Origin of the sequence: Ruminococcus sp. AM43-6 (assembly GCF_003461785.1) — a bacterium.
Classification (GTDB): domain Bacteria; phylum Bacillota; class Clostridia; order Oscillospirales; family Ruminococcaceae; genus Hominimerdicola; species Hominimerdicola aceti.
In genome coordinates this window covers 53,247-68,931 of record NZ_QTXU01000016.1, presented here as the reverse complement: position 1 = coordinate 68,931, position 15,685 = coordinate 53,247, and the positions used below count along the sequence as shown (strand labels likewise).

General features: G+C 42.2%; 12 protein-coding genes. 2 read left to right on the top strand and 10 right to left on the bottom strand.

From position 1 onward, the window contains the following. Window positions 1-81: 81 nt before the first annotated feature. The 5 genes from DW938_RS09645 to DW938_RS09625 form a co-directional block, all read right to left on the bottom strand. A complete protein-coding gene (locus DW938_RS09645; protein WP_118124632.1) occupies window positions 82-1,950 on the bottom strand; it encodes an AAA family ATPase in 1,869 nt (622 codons plus the stop codon). 2 nt (window positions 1,951-1,952) lie between these two features. Beyond that, entirely contained in the window at window positions 1,953-2,696 is a 744-nt protein-coding gene (locus DW938_RS09640; RefSeq protein WP_118124631.1) for a hypothetical protein, read from the bottom strand. 276 nt (window positions 2,697-2,972) lie between these two features. Further along, window positions 2,973-3,734: a hypothetical protein gene (locus tag DW938_RS09635; protein ID WP_118124630.1), complete on the bottom strand. Its 762-nt coding sequence runs from the start codon at window positions 3,732-3,734 to the stop codon at window positions 2,973-2,975. A gap of 22 nt (window positions 3,735-3,756) precedes the next feature. Next, window positions 3,757-5,034 (bottom strand): VirD4-like conjugal transfer protein, CD1115 family, encoded by a 1,278-nt coding sequence (locus DW938_RS09630; RefSeq protein WP_118124629.1) that lies wholly within the window; start codon window positions 5,032-5,034, stop codon window positions 3,757-3,759. Window positions 5,035-5,046: 12 nt separating this feature from the next. Beyond that, the gene (locus tag DW938_RS09625) at window positions 5,047-5,634 is read right to left on the bottom strand and encodes an ATP-dependent Clp protease proteolytic subunit (protein ID WP_181984408.1); all 588 of its coding nucleotides are present in this window, start codon (window positions 5,632-5,634) and stop codon (window positions 5,047-5,049) included. Between the two features lie 877 nt (window positions 5,635-6,511). On the opposite strand from DW938_RS09625, the gene DW938_RS09620 reads away from it, so the two are divergent. Further along, window positions 6,512-9,988, top strand: coding sequence for a DEAD/DEAH box helicase (locus DW938_RS09620; RefSeq protein ID WP_118124627.1), 3,477 nt, complete (start codon window positions 6,512-6,514; stop codon window positions 9,986-9,988). Window positions 9,989-10,451: 463 nt separating this feature from the next. Continuing rightward, the gene (locus tag DW938_RS09615) at window positions 10,452-11,429 is read left to right on the top strand and encodes a reverse transcriptase family protein (RefSeq protein ID WP_118124626.1); all 978 of its coding nucleotides are present in this window, start codon (window positions 10,452-10,454) and stop codon (window positions 11,427-11,429) included. A gap of 635 nt (window positions 11,430-12,064) precedes the next feature. On the opposite strand, the gene DW938_RS09610 is transcribed toward DW938_RS09615, so the two are convergent. From DW938_RS09610 to DW938_RS09590, 5 genes are all read right to left on the bottom strand, one after another. Beyond that, window positions 12,065-12,793 (bottom strand): hypothetical protein, encoded by a 729-nt coding sequence (locus DW938_RS09610; RefSeq protein ID WP_117859548.1) that lies wholly within the window; start codon window positions 12,791-12,793, stop codon window positions 12,065-12,067. A gap of 1 nt (window position 12,794) precedes the next feature. Continuing rightward, complete coding sequence (locus DW938_RS09605) at window positions 12,795-13,430, bottom strand: ABC transporter ATP-binding protein (RefSeq protein WP_022127450.1); 636 nt, start codon at window positions 13,428-13,430, stop codon at window positions 12,795-12,797. Between the two features lie 10 nt (window positions 13,431-13,440). Further along, a complete protein-coding gene (locus DW938_RS09600) occupies window positions 13,441-14,196 on the bottom strand; it encodes a DUF2705 family protein (RefSeq protein ID WP_022127449.1) in 756 nt (251 codons plus the stop codon). Between the two features lie 11 nt (window positions 14,197-14,207). Beyond that, the gene (locus DW938_RS09595; RefSeq protein WP_118124625.1) at window positions 14,208-15,098 is read right to left on the bottom strand and encodes a hypothetical protein; all 891 of its coding nucleotides are present in this window, start codon (window positions 15,096-15,098) and stop codon (window positions 14,208-14,210) included. Between the two features lie 69 nt (window positions 15,099-15,167). Continuing rightward, window positions 15,168-15,572, bottom strand: coding sequence for a hypothetical protein (locus DW938_RS09590; protein ID WP_022127447.1), 405 nt, complete (start codon window positions 15,570-15,572; stop codon window positions 15,168-15,170). Window positions 15,573-15,685: the final 113 nt, after the last annotated feature.

Here is a 15,685-nt window from a genome sequence, read left to right as displayed (position 1 = left end):
TCGAGATTTCCAAAAAGCAGGAAATCTCGACTCTTTGAGCGCTGTTTTTTTACAACGCCATTAGTATTTTGTGGCGGAGCGTTAGTTTTGGTTTGGTCTGTATGTTTTTGCCATGCGTGAGAAGTATGAAAGGAGCTTGCTGTCAATGAACTTGCTTACTGCTGTGATGGCAGGTCTTGCACCTGATTTGATGTTGTAGGTGTCGGCTGTTATCTTGTCTGCCGCCTTTGCAAGCTCGTCTGCACTGAACAGGGAGTCCATATTCAGCTCAGGGTGAAGCCTTTTGATGACTTTTATTTCGCTCGCAAGCCGTTTTTCGACTATCTTTCTGTACACCCATCTTGATATCTCGCTGAAAGTGTATTTCTGTGAGAAGCGGTTGATAAGCTCGACGTCAAAATAGTCGGAAAGGTCGCTTATGAGCTGTGTTTCTGATGTGCTGTCTGAGTTGAATCCAATGCTTCTGCTCTTTGCGGTACAGCCTGCGTTGGTGGTAGCTATTATTATGGACTTTGAGAAGTCTATAACGTTTCCTTGACTTGTGGTGAGAATGCCCTCGTCAAAGACAGACATGAACAGCCTTTGCACGGCTCTGTCGCACTTTTCAAACTCGTCAAGAAGTATCACCTGATAGGGATTTGACTTGAGCTTATCAAAGGGCAGTTCAACATTGCTGTCGCTTCCAAGATAGCCTGCAGGCGAGCCTATAATGCGGTTTATGCCTGCGTCATAATAGAATTCCGACATATTCAGTGTGATAGGTTTCTCGCCTGCACAGTTTTTGGCTATTATCTTTGCAACCTCTGTTTTGCCCACTCCGCTTGGTCCGATAAAAAGCATTGTAAAAGGCTTTTTGGTCGGTCTGATGTGGAGAGAATGGAGCTTAAGCACATTGACAAGGTCGTCTATGATAGCTTCCTGACCGCAGACGGCTGAGAGGTCACGGCGAAAGGCTCTCTCGTTAAAGGTGTGTGGCGTGCTGTGACCTGATGTCATGCGGAAAGCCGTTTCTTTTATATGGCGGTCGGTGAGAGTAATTTTCATCTTCTTGTCAGAAGCGTTCTTCACCACGGCGGAAGCTATGGAGCGGTCAAGTAGCGTTATGGCATTGTCAGGGCGGTGTGAGCCTGAGTAGCAAAATTCGTCTGCAATATCAACAATGCGCTCTGCCTTGCTTCTGCTCAAAGCGAATGAGATGTTATAGTGGCTTGCAAAATGCTCGTTCATGCTGAGAAGGATCTCCACTGTCTGCTCATGGTCTGCTTCGTCAACTATTATCTTTGTCATACGTCTGCAAAAGGCAGGGTCGCTGTCGATGAGATTTGCTTCCTGGGTCGTTGTCGCTCCTATGAGCTTTATTTTTCCACGGCTCAGAGCAGGCTTCAAGATCTGAGCGACAATCCGATATGCCTTTTCCTGAAAAAGCATATGTATTTCGTCGATAAACAAAATTCGCTTCTCGTCCTGGTCGCTCATATAGTTTATGAGCATTTTGACCTTGTTTTCAAGGTCGCCCATAAGACCTGAATCTGCCACGATATCAGAGAGTTGGAGGGCATATATCCTATAGCCTTTGAGCTGTGGTACGATGTTCTCGCTGTTTTTGAGCCTGTAGGCAAGCTCCTCCACTATCTTGGTTTTTCCACAGCCTGCAGGACCGCAGAGCAGTGCGTTGGGCTTGTCCGAGCTTATGAGAACAGACATCATCAGAGAGAGTATGCTCTCTTTGAATTTTGTTTCTGTCTTTCTTGCTTCGGCAAGGTCGAAAAGCATTGTTTCGGGGTCAAATACCTTTGCCTTAAATGGATTTTGTCCCATGTTTTGAAGCTCCTCAGGACTAGGCTCATAAGGCTCGTCCTGTGGGTCAAAATCATCATCGTCCTCGGAGTCGTTGATACAATCATACGCCTCATAATCCTTGATGTATTCTATATCTTCTGTTTGTGGCATTTTTATTCCACTCCTTTCTTGGTGTTTTGTTGACGTCTTCTACGCCTTTTGAAATTTTCACGCATATGGGCAATGCTGAACGGCGCTAATATCAGCTCCTCGAATATCGTGTATGCGCAGTTGCTCGGTATAGTGTCTCTTGCCGCTATAAGCATTTTGCCCACTGTACAGCCAACGTTGTTCACAAGCTTACTGCAAAATGGATATACGTCAGGGGTGATGTTATAGAGTCTGCCTACCTGTGCAAAATAGTCGTTCAGCTCCATTGAGCAGAGGACGTTCAGTGCGCATATCATCTTGGCATTGTCTGTGAAGCCTTTGATGTTTATCGGGAGCGGTGCTTTGCCCTCCATGACAAGCCTTATTTTGCCTATCCTCTCAGCTTGCTCAGCCATGTTGCACATATACTCAATGGTGTCGGCAAGCTCAGTGTATTGGTCTGCGGCAGACCTTATTTCGCCCCTCATTGTCATACCTGTGTCTTTGAGAAAGCTTGGGTATACATCAATGAAGTCTCTGAACGTGAACTTGTCACGGGCGGTGGCATAGTTACATTCAAGCTCGCTGAAAACTATGTCCTTGTCATTCTCCGTCAAGTTAATAAGCTTAGACAGCGGTGTGCCCATTATCACAGTAATGGCGTTTTCAAGAGTCATGTTCTCGTACTCCTGAATGATGTCCTTGATGTCAAATATTTTTTTCATAGTGTTGGTGTCCTTTCTCATAGTGTTAATGTCCTTTTTCATGGCATTAACCTCCTTTTTGTTGTAAAATTTTATTTAGCAGGCTATTGCCTACCATTGTGTAAATTGCAGCGGCAACGCCGCTGGGAGCGTTCACACCAGTGTAAGGCGATGAACATTTGTAAAGAACAATGCTGACATGGCTGTGCCGAACAGCAGTGAGCCATGTCACTTGTCCTATTTGCACCCTCAGAACAGAGAGCAGATCATTTTGCAGAGCATAGAATCAGGTGATTGAAAAAATCAAGGTAAAGAAAATTAATGATCGTTGGTTATATGTTAATGTCCTTTTTCTATGTCCTGCGATGATATGGCGGTCTGTTCGTCGGGAATGGGAGCTGTGGTAAGCGGCAGGTCGCCCTTATAGCGCTCTATTATATCTGCCGCAGTATAGGGGTATGACAAGATGATGTCAGAAGCTGAGGCTATGAGCCACCACCTCATGTCATAAGCGTCGCGTATCTGTTCGGCGTAGTTGTCAATAAAATTGCACCATGGTATCCAGAATGCGCAGGCTTTCCTGTCAAGGATATCAAATGCACTGCCTAAGCTTATGGTGGGGTCTTGCTGTATTGCTTTGGCAAGCTTCATCTGTAGTTTGACTACAAGCCGTTTGTCATTGGCAGGATACCGAGTATTTGAGCCTATGCAGAGTGTGTTCAGATAGCCTAAGTATTCTTTGACGTTTATGGCGTTGTATATCTGCACTTCCGGAAGCTGACGATTTAAGACGAGCATTTTTCTTACATATGCCGAATAGCATCTTATCTCGTCCTCACTGTCAGTATCAGCGCTTATTATCTGCGCATATGTGTCAAGCTCGTCCATAAGAGCCACAAGCTCGCCAAGGGTCATATCCTTGCAGTCACGGATATTGATATGGAAATATTTCTCTATCTGCTCTGCGATGATGTCAATGCCTTTCTTTTCACTTGTTTGGGTGCTGTAAGATGCCAGCTTCACAAGCGGCAGTTTCATTAGATCTCTGACGGCTTGCTTTATAAAGTGCAGGTCAGAGAATTGATCTATATTTAGTATCATTGTTTTTGCTCCTTTTCGTTTTTTAAATACTTATCTGATGATCTTTTTGAAGCATACTGTATGGTGCTATCTTGTCTGCAAGCATAGCCTGTCTGCCTGAGAATATCACATAGACCTTGTCCCTTGGCATACAGAGTATGTTGTCCATGGTCTTTGACGCTCTGTCCGCTATCATTCTTGCAGTGTCAGGGTCGTTGCAGCCCATGAAAAGCAGTGTGTCGCAGTTGTTTATGATAGTCTTGGCGGCGTTTGCGTCATACATGGTGGCAAGCTGTGACAGGCTCTGTATTATCAGCGATGCGTAGATATCTCTCGACCTTATGGTGGAGATGTTCTTGTCGAAGTTACTGATATATGCGCTTGTAGCACCAAAGTCGTCAAGTATCATATGCACAGGCACTGGAAGCCTGCCTTTAGGGCTGTTATCAGCTTCTCTGCACAGTGCCTGCAAGGTCTGGGTATAGAACAAGCTCACAAGATTGTCGAGATTATGCTCTGTGTCACTTGTCTTTATGAATACTGCGGTCTTTCTTCTCCCGATATCCGCAAGATCTACGGATATCTTGTTGTTAAAGATGTATCTCAGCTCTTTCATGTTGAAGCAGTTGAGATGTGAAGCGGCTATTCCTGCGGTGGAAGCGAATGTTCTGTCGGAGGGTCTGGTCGCCTGTGTTTCTGAAAACAGCCTTGTAGACAATGTGTTGGGATTGTCTTTTATCCATTTGACGAAATAAGCGTCGCCGTTGTTTTGGATATATGTGTGGAAAAGCTCCAACACTGATGTCATGTTGTGATACTCTTTTGGCAGGGCCTCAAGAGCGTATGCTATCGCGAACTCTATCATTGAGGCGGCACTCATATCCCAATATGGCTCTTTACAGCCACTGTTCACAGGAGATATTGCGTCGGCGATAGCTTTAACGTCAGGCTCGTATATACTGCCGTCTTTGTTTCTTTTTACCGCAGCCAATGGGTTATAGCCCTGACTTTTCTCAGGCTCTGTAAAATCGAGTTTTATAATGTTATAGCCTTTAGCCCTCAGTTCGCCTGCGAACATATCATAGAGCAGACCCTTGACGTCCTGCAATATGACTGATGATTTGATGTTTTTTAGCACAGAGCAGATGTAAGAGCCTGTTTTGCCGCAGCCTGAATTGCCTATAACAAGGACGTTGTTATTAAGCCCTGTGACCTTTGTGTCCTCCAAGAGTTCAACGCCCTTGGCGAGAGTTCTTTTACCGTATCTTTCTATTGGTGCAGTGTAAGTAGGTCTGTCGCCTGTGATTCTTTGTTTACTCATTGTTTTGCTCCTTTAAATTAATGTGTTGATGATTTTGTGTGCAAGACCGAAGTCAACAGCTTCATTCGCTGTGTAAAAAGAGTCATACTGTGTGACCTCGTAAATTTCTTCAAGAGTTCTGCCTGTGCGCTCTGCTATTATGGAAGCGAGAGTTTCACGCATTTTGTTCAGACCTGCAAGATGTTCTTCTATTTCTTTTGATTTCTGACCGCTGAAATCTGCCTTGCCGAAGCTGGGGTCATGTATCATTATGCAGGAGTGCGGAAGTATCTCACGCCGGTCTGCCGCAAGGTATATGACAGCTCCCATTGAAGCGCAAAGTCCCACGCATACGGCTCTGACCTTTGAGCGTGTCATTCTTATAGCGTCATACAGTGCAAGACCGCTTTCGCAATCGCCCCCGGGAGAGTTTATATACAGCGTTATTTCCTTATCTGCCTGACCGTCCATTAGCATAAGAGCCTTGATGATGTCAGTGCAGTTTTCAGAGCTGATATCTCCCTCAAGGAATATCTTTCTTTCACTTAGCAGGTGATCGTCAAGATTTATGCGTTCGATACCTCTTGAACTTTCGATTATTTTGTTTAGATCTGATCTCATTGTTATCGTTCCTTTCTTTTGTGTGTGATGAATTTGTAAAGTGTTATTTCCTTTCATTATACAAGTAGGAGTGGCTTTGCCACTCGACCCTGCCTGCATAGCATTAGCGTCAATACTCAGGGACGTTTGAAGAGAGAACGTCCCTTTTCTTGACATTGACGTAGTACATAAGTACAGGAGATGAAAAATACTATGAATGGCAGACTTACCAGTTGTCTACCATTATATCCACCGGAGCAGCCCCGCTGCTCCCCCTCGTTCCTATAATAGTGTTACACAGTGTGAAATAGGAACGAGTATGTGACAGAAAAAAGAAGTCATACCTGCGTACACAGATATGACTTTAGAAAAAGGAATGGATCAAAGAAATTGGACATGACGATAGGTTGGAGTACCTATCAATAAATATACAGGAGCAGCCTGCTGCTCCATGTAGCGTTCCTATAATAAGTGCAATTCGGCGGTTATAAGAACGTCTGTATATCAAAAGAAGGAAGAGTTTTTTCAACACTTTTCTTCGGGTGCTGAGTATTGGAAGCTTCAACTTTCTTTTCCTTTTTCAGACAGATGGATAGGAAGCGGAATTCAAGAGACGCCAATAGTTTACACCAAGCTGTTTTTACCGACTCCGTGCGTTAAACTCGGGAACTTAAGCGCCCGCAGAGGCGAGATAGGAACGCCTGAGTTGGCTGTAAAGAATAAGTTTGACAAAGTGACATATAAATAAATTAGGGATAGTTTATTTTGTCGTAAATCACGCAAAATAGCCGTTTTAGTGATATTGTGAAAATATTTGATGTGCGGATATTGATTTTTTTGAAAATGTGCAGTATAATATAGGAAAAGCCGTAAATACGTTGATATAGGGGGATGAAAAATGCGTTTCAAAAAGGCAGAGCTTGATGTCAGAACAAGATACATTGCTGACTTGGAGAAAAGGCTTACTACATATTTCAAGGATTATAGGAACGAGCAGAAAAGCATAATAGAGTCACTGCTCAAGGGGCATGATACTGTTGTAAGGCTGAGAACCGGCGGAGGTAAGTCACTTTGCTTTCAAGCTCCTGCTATCATATCTCAGGGCGTGACTATCGTGATCTCTCCATTGCAGGCACTTTGCAATGATCAGGTGGATAACTTCAATAAAAAATACTGCACTGAAGCTGTGACGGAGTTCAATAAAAAGTATGCGGAGGCTCACCCTGAGTGTGCAGGCTTTCTGTCTGATAAAATGCCTAAGGCAGAATTTGACCTGTCTGTAAGCAAGCTGGTCAAAAATAACAACGATGATAACACAGAATGTAAGCTTTTGTATCTTTCCCCTGAAATGCTCAGCAAGCCAGTATACAGGCAGGAGCTTATTGAAGCCGCCGCTTCTGGCAAGCTGAAAATAAGCATGATAATATTTGACGAGGCACACTGCTTATCAGAGTGGGGCTTCAATTTCAGAGAAAGCTATTTTCAGATATGCAGTACCATAGCTCGCTTGAAAAAATATCAGGAGATACCTATGGGCATTTTTTCTGCATCGCTGACTCCTGCAAATGCAGAGCAGCTCAAAGTTTTGCTTGATATGAAAAAAACAAAGGAGTTTGGTATTTGTACTGATAGGTCTGCTGACATGGGAGAAAGCTCGCTGTCGGTGAAGCGTGACGACCTGAATGTTTTTATCCTAAACTGCGATAAGAGCAATTTGGATAATGATAAAGACCTGCCAAAGCTTTATTATCTTTTGGTTCTTCTTAATAATATAAGCTTCAAAAAGTGCATCGTATACTGCAATACTGTAAAACAGGTCGAATATATAAGTAAGCGTATTTCAAAAAATCTTGCGAAAAAGGGTGGGAAGCTGTCAAAGGGCAGTATAAGCTATCACGGCAAAATGTATCACAGTGAAAGACTCGGTGCGGAATATAAATATGCAAACAAGGAGCTGGGTTATAACATTATCGTTGCAACAATGGCGTTTGGAATGGGTATAGATAACAGCGACGTTGACCTTGTTATACATTATGCTATTCCTGAAAGCATTGAAACATATTATCAGGAGATCGGCAGAGCAGGGCGGTCTGCTGATGATAGAAATAACAATGTAATAATGCTGTATAAAAATGAAGATAACTCGAAAATAGAAAAAGGCAAGGAAAAAGAAGAAACAGAGAACCAAGAGGAGAAAAAGGAAAACGATAAAGCCCAATACAAAAATGAAGTCAGAAAAAGACGTTTGGTGAGAATTGAAACGAAGAGAAGGTATGTGTATACTGTAAATAACGTGTTCTCGGAATCGTCCGTTATATCAAGACTTGATGACCGCACAAAGGGAGCTTTCAAACTGTCAAGAAGATATTCCTTTGACATGATGAAGCGGTATGTTATGGAAAATCTGGAGCGTCAGCCTATAACAAAAGAACAGGCGGTAGAGTGCCTTGGCAAGAAAATGCAAAAATGCTATGACAAAATGGCACTCATACCATGCGATCAAACTGTTATCGACGAATATTTCAATGGCACAGAGCTGGAAAATATCATCACCGAATATATACGAAACAGTATCATGAGGGCAGAAATTCCAAAGAAAAAATTACTGCTCCAACAGGTCAAGCCGAAAAAACAGACCTCAAAGATAACCTCTGCCGATGAAGTAAACAAGGACCTTAGGCGTGTTATCGGTCAGATAAACGAGCTTTATATAAACAATACTCTTCTTGCCAACGAGATACGCAATTTCAATTGGTTTTATAAGCCCGATGAAAACGGGACAGTTTGCAATAAAGGAAATGTCATAGCAGAAAGGGTCTTTCTTGAAGCTGAGGTCGGCAATATAGAGGGCTGTCGCTTTTACGACAGGTCAATGGAATGGAAAAAAGAGCTTGAAGGGGAGTTCTTGCTTGAAAGGCACGTTTTTAATGACAGTGCGTTTATATATGTAAGACCTGCAACATTGTCGGGAAAAAAGGAATTTGAAATAAGATATCATGCGCAGAAGATACTTATGGAGGATCTGAAAAGCCAGAGGGAAGAATATTCTTTGAGATATGTGTATTTTTACACCGACGTGAACAGGGGAGGTGCTACTAAGGGCAGACAGAGATTTGACCTTGTTATCACTGCGGCTTATAAGATAGATAAGGATATTTTTGACGGCATAATAAGCGGAGATAAGGACAGCGCCGACAAGGATTTTTTGCAGATATTAGGTTACACACCAGGGGATAAGTATGATATCAGACTTGGTTTTGACAAATGGGAAACGGATAGGCTCATAAGAAAATATAAAAGGGAAAATGATGACCTTTCAGAGATAAAAGAGGACGAGCGTGCGGTATCATATATAGACAAGAAAATAAACAGGCTTTTGGGAGAGAAAGATATACAAGGGCTTTATGACGGGCTGTCAGGCAAAAGAAACGATCAAGAGGACTATAACTACAGAGTAGCTTTTGTGAAAGGTCAGCGCAGAAATGATATCTGTTGTACCTTATGGTATCAAGACTGCACGGCTTATGAAAAAGCACCGCTGACATACTTTGATATGTGTGTGTTTGACGCTGTTTGCACTATATGGAACAATAACAGAAAGGATTTTTATCTCAACACCATATGGGAACTTCTCAGCGGAAACGAGGACATTAGATTTTCACGAAATGCACTTAAAGACAAGCTAAGAGAAAGCGTGGAAAAGCTCCAAAGGCTTAGGATCTTTATAGCAGGCACTGAAAATGCTCCGCAGGAAGTCGGTGACAACATAGGGGAGAGATTTCTTAATGTACAGAGAGGTCAGGATATCAGTGGCAGAGAAGTCTACGAGATAAGATCCTGCCCGAGGTTGTGGACATATGCAGTGGAAACACAGGAGGGGCAGATAGCACGAGTGCCTTTATACAAACTAGACGGGCGGAGATATTTCAAGCTGGACAGTGGGCAGGACGGTTTCGATTGTTCTAATATCTCAGCGCTGTGCGACCTTTTGAATGATCCCGATGAACGTATTAATATCATCAGGAGAATGAAAAAAGAGTCAATACTTGACCCAGAATACAAATGCAGTATATGGAAAGTTGTTTTGCATTTTTATCTTGCCCACAGGCTGTCCATAATAAAAAGAAAGAACAAGATGAGATTTATAAGCTATGATACGATAGTGAAGCTTATGGAGGACTATTTACCTGAAAGTCTGAAAAACGGCAAGAAGAAGGAATTGCTTCGCCAGTGGAGCTTTTGCTATATGACGTGGGCGACCCTGCCAAGGCAAGAGTATCATTGGTGGGTCTGCGAGGAATATTTTGACGAAAAAACGGATAGTCCGGTGGGGATAGTGATAAAAAGGAAAAAGCTCGAGAGGTGGGGGAATTGAGAGGTGATAAAAGCAAGGCTCGGCTTTTTTTCCTATCTTCGTGTGGTTTTTTTGTGTATTCATACAAAATATTGGCGTTTGACACAAAATGTCAGGATAACCCATTGACGTGTCGTGCATAAATTGGTAAAATGATATCAGTGTGTTTATATACAGCCATTTTTTTAGTTGTACTCTGCGAGATGCACCAATTGTTGTGCATTTCGCGTGATATAATTATCTCATAAAATAAACAAGGTGTTTATATAATGAGTACATAACATGGTTTGATAAAATATAACAAGCGTCAGCAGCGATATTGCAAAACGCATAACTACAGCGAGTCGCTGTGGAAGTTTCAGGGAATAGTAGCTTTATCAAAAGCTTTTTCACCGAATCGGATTTAATTCCATTAAATAAAATTCGGCTCCAAAGCATTTGAATCTTGTGCTGACGCTTGTTATTATTTTTTTGAGGTGACAAAATGAATGATATTGATAATGATATCATAAGGATCTCAGAGGAGCTTGATGTTCCTTTAAAAAAGCTTTATATGCTTAGCAACAACCGAATACGCTATCATAAACGAAATCAGAGAAAGTGTTATTCAAATTACCGCAAGGTGATAATACATCGTGGCAGAGGGCATAAAAACAGGGTGTTAAAAGTGCCGAACGAATATCTCAAGCTCGTTCAAAGAAGGATACTTGAAAGGTATCTTTACACGCTGTCCGTATCTGAGTATGCCACTGCATATTGCAAAAACTCTTCGCTTTTGAAAAATGCAGAGCCGCATATTGGTCAACAGAGAGTGCTTAAACTTGATGTTTCAGGCTTTTTTGACAGCATTGATTTTGGCAAGGTCTATGGGGTCATGTGCGAGCTTGGATTTTCTAAGCCTGCCACAACGCTGCTGACAAATATATGCACTTATAATAGCATACTGCCACAGGGTGCGCCAACATCTCCGCAGATATCGAATTTGGTGATGAAAAGATTTGATGAGAGGATAGGCAAGTGGTGTGGAGAGCATGGCATAAATTACACAAGATACTGTGACGATATGACATTTTCAGGTGGAAAAGCTGTGCTTAACGCCAAAGAGATAACGCAACTTGTGAGCAGGGCGTTGCGGAAAATGGGGTTTAAGCTAAACATGAAAAAAACGACGCTTATCGGCTCATCGCAACGTCAGCAGGTAACGGGGATAGTAGTCAACGAAAAGGCGCAGATCTCGTCGAAGCAGCGTCGGGAGATACGTCAGGAAATATATTACTGTGAGAAATACGGAGTTTCCCAAAGCCTATTTTTCAAAGGTGCTGACATTACGCCTGAGAAGTACATAAATTCGCTGCTGGGCAGGATATCCTTTGCATTGCAGATAGACCCTGCGGATGTGAAAATGCATGAGTATTTCAAGGCGGCGAAAAAACTCAAGAGTGAGGTGTGCGGGGGAAAGTAGGGCAATGAAGTTCCAGATAAAACAAAAAGCTCGGAAACAGCGTATTTACACTGTCTCCGAGCTTTTTGCTTTGGTGACCCGTACGGGAATTGAATTAATCCGCACACCTGATGCGGTCTTTAGTAAAATGCGAAAAAGCCCGATTTTGCGGCGTTTTAGAGCAATGCAATTGTAGTGATTTTAAGCCGATTTCGGTGATTTTTAGCACAAATAAGTGGCAAACAAGTGGTTGAAAGTGGCGCATTTCTACCAGGAAGAGTACCGTATGCGTAATGACAGCAGGCTGTCATTTTTTATTAATACTGCTTTTTTGTGAGATCAGAAACCAATTGTTTTCCATCCTCTTCCTCTTCTTTAAATAATTCCATAGCAATAGCTTCACGATCACACTTTAATTTATCAAGTATAAAACTATGTCATAATTCAAAACTTTTAATCACATCATCCCATGTGAATGCATAAACTTCATATGTCGTTTGGATGCGGTGCAGATTTATTCGGCAGATTGTACTAAATTTTCGCAGGTATACTAGCGTATGTCAAGGGAATTTTGGACAATATGACGGATAAAGATTTGCCGCAGACAAGCCAACAGAATTTAGAGATGACCACATATTAAGGAATCACTGAATAAATCACAGTACTATGTTATAAGTTTTAAGTATATCGTCCTTTTTAGCATAAAATGCTTCGATAATACTATGATCCGGTGAAAATATCTCATTATTGCAACATTCTGAATAAACATATTCTTCTTTCATAATCTTGCTCTGTGTTTCATCAAGACACAGCCAGCTTATCTGATAACCGTTTATCCTGTAAACAGTTTTTTCTTTAAAATCAAGAGTCTGCGCAATGATGAGATATTTCTTCCCTGGTACCATAAAATTCATGCCGCCAAAATCTAGCGAGAATAGTTTTTCAGAAGGTGTCTCTATCTCCATGTCCTCAGCATTCATTAACCGCTCTTTGAACTCAGCCTCTGTTTCGTAGTGAAAGCCGCCTTTGATTTCAACATCAATGCTGTCTGTTTTGATATTACCCTTTATGACCTTATCCACATCAAGGGTGCAGAAGGTACTGCCCTTTGAAAAGGAAAAGCTGTCCTGTGGAGTTCCTACAAATATGGCTGTTCCGTAAAGCCCAATGCCGTAGTCTGCATTCTCACTGTCAAACTGAGAAAAGCGATCATACAGTTCCTCTGTATCATGGATCACAGCAATATAGTCACAATTGCTGTTATGTATCTTCTCGATAGTGTCCATGCGGGTTATTCCTACGTCCTCTGACAAGCCCTTTGCATGTAAGCAAAGCAGAAGAGTGACTGCGATCAAAGCCGCCTGTAAGGTCAAAAATACTTTCATATCATTCCTCCCGGACAGCGCCATTGTCAACTCTGAATATCTTATCGCTCAGAAGGGCGATATCCTCCTTGTTGTGACTTGCAACACAGACTATTGCCCCTCGCTTTGCCTGTGCAGAGATCAGCTTTCTGATTTCGTCAACACCGCTGTCATCAAGACCATTTGTAGGTTCATCGAGGAGCAGCACATCGGGTTCCTCCATAATAGCCTGTGCAATAAGTATCCTCTGCCGCATACCGAGGGAATATTTTCTGATTGGGCGCTTATCGTCGGGATCAAGCCCTACCTCCGAGATAGTCTCACGAATTTTGTCTTTGCTTATCTTCTTTTTTATCCCTGCCAGCAGCTTCAGATTTTTATATCCCGACAAGTCCGGAAATAGTCCTGCATTTTCAATAGCAATACCCACACTGGGCAGAGCGTCAATGTCCTTGTGCAGCACCTTGCCGTCTATCTCAATGCTGCCGCTTGTAAGATGTATAAGTCCCGATATTGCACGGAAAAGCATGGTCTTTCCGCTGCCGTTTCGCCCTACAAATCCGTAGATATTTCCGCCCTCCAGTGTAAGAGACACATTGTCGATCACTGTGCTGTTTTTGAATTTTTTAACTGCATTTTTAACTGTTATCGTTGACATTTCTATCTCCTCACACTAATATCTCTTTGTTGTTAAGGCTAACATCAGATCTGTTCACATAGGTGCAGAATATGACACACACCGCAAATAAGATCACTCCCATTACTATTACTGACGTTACAATGCTCCGCCTGTTTTCTGACATATTAAAAATGACAGCCAAAGGGTTTATGTTTTTTATGAGGGTATTCTCAAAGCCGTACCTTGCAGATATAACAAAGGCATAATGTGCTGCCGCTCCGACAGATAATCCGATAGTACTGCCGAACAATGCCGAGAAAAGATTTGTGGTGGTAATAAGTATCCAAATGTACAGTATCATCATCATGGTTATCCCAACTATTTTTCCTATATCCCCGGGCTGATTTGCAACGCCCATTTTGGCAGTCATTAACCATATCACAACCACGTTGACAAGGACTATAACAGCGCTCTGCAAATATATACGAGCCGAGTTTTTGACGAACCATTTTGTTCTCTTGTTCTCTCGGATAAAAACATAAATATCGCTGACGTTCAGGTTATCAGACATGGTATGTCCGAACATAAAAAGATAGACAACAGCCACAGTCAATGTGTACAGCATAAAGGGCAGGCTTGCATCACGAAGTGCTGTAAAACCGAAAGCGTTTCCGATAAACAAAAGATCAAAACTCTCATCGTATTCTCCCAGACTGCGCTCTGCGAGAATGTTGAAAAAATTACGACCGTTGAATATCAGTGACAATGGGACAATAGATGCGATCATTAGAAGCATTTTCTTCATTCTCTCACTCCCTAGATATAGTCTTTTCTGCCACAGAAAAGCAGCAGAGCCGAACTCACGACTATCACCGCACCCATAGCAATGAAAAACGCTAAATAGTTCACTCCACTCCTGCCGTCACAGTAATAGTAAGTAACATATTTGAATGGATCGAGTGCGGTATATTTTTTATCTATATCATCATTCATGCTGTAGTTTTCAAGGAACTGCATTATGTTTATGATAAGAAATCCGACCCCGAAGGTCAGCACTTTGTTCCTTCTGCAAAACACCGAACAGGCAAGAGCAAGCACCCCGAACACTCCCGACATCAGAGAAAACATAAAAGCATGAAGCATACTGTACAGAAAGGGCGAAGCCGCCAGCAGTTCTCCAAAGGGAGCATTGGGGTAATCTGTGGCACGCATAACGCCGAAGCCGTTAAAACGCCAGTTCGGGTTGAATAGATTTGCTCCCATGGAATTATCGAAGATGAGATAATTAAGACAGCTGTTTATCATCAGCGGAACGAAAAATATCAGAAATGAGCCGATAAATGCAGCTGTGATCTTTGATATGATGTACCTTTGTTTACCGCAGTAGGCGCACAACAGAGTATCCGTGTTGGCTGCCTTGTCGGTAAGTATCGAAAAAGAAAAGGGCAGAGCACACAGAAATGGGAACAGCAGCTCAAGATAGCTGAGCAGTCCTGAGGGTACACAGAGGATAAATGCTTCAAAGGAGGTTATGACCGACGATGGGTCGTTCCCGGGAAAGCCGTCTCCTTCCATTCGTAGGGCGGTAACACCGTATGAACTGAAAACAACCTCTAAGAGACATATCATCATCATTGCCGAAAAGCCGAACATAAAGCCCTTTTTGTTAAGCATTATTTTTGTTTGGGTAAGTATACTTTTGATCATATATTTGCCTCCGTAGGTTTATATTAATACATAGAGGAGAAGATTCACTTCTCCTCCGATGTATTATCCTTACATAAACCTGAATTCACCAGACACCTTGCATTTGCAGCCTGAAGTCTTGTTCTTAACATATCCATAATAGGTTTTATTACCTCTGCACATGGATGAATCAAACGAATATAACTGGTTAGTGTTATATACATCAACATAATCGGAATAGCCCCCCGTCTTAACCTTAAATCGGGGTGTTCCTTTGCTATAGCCGCTTACGCTTGAAATTGATGTTGCCCATACACCATACGCATAGTCAATTGAATAGCCTGATGTAGTTGTAATAGGGTTATAGTCGTCAGAATGTGCAAGTTCATTGCTGAACGAAGCTGTACCATAAGCGTTTACACCTATAGCCGACATCGATGCCATCATCATAACAGCAGCACCCATAGCTGCAATTCTCTTAACGATCTTTTTCATATTAAACGTCCTTTCTCAATATAAGTGTAATTTTCTTTAAGTTTTGTTGCAGAGTATTTTAATTTCATCATATCACACAATTATTGCAATGAATAATTGTGCAAAATAAATAT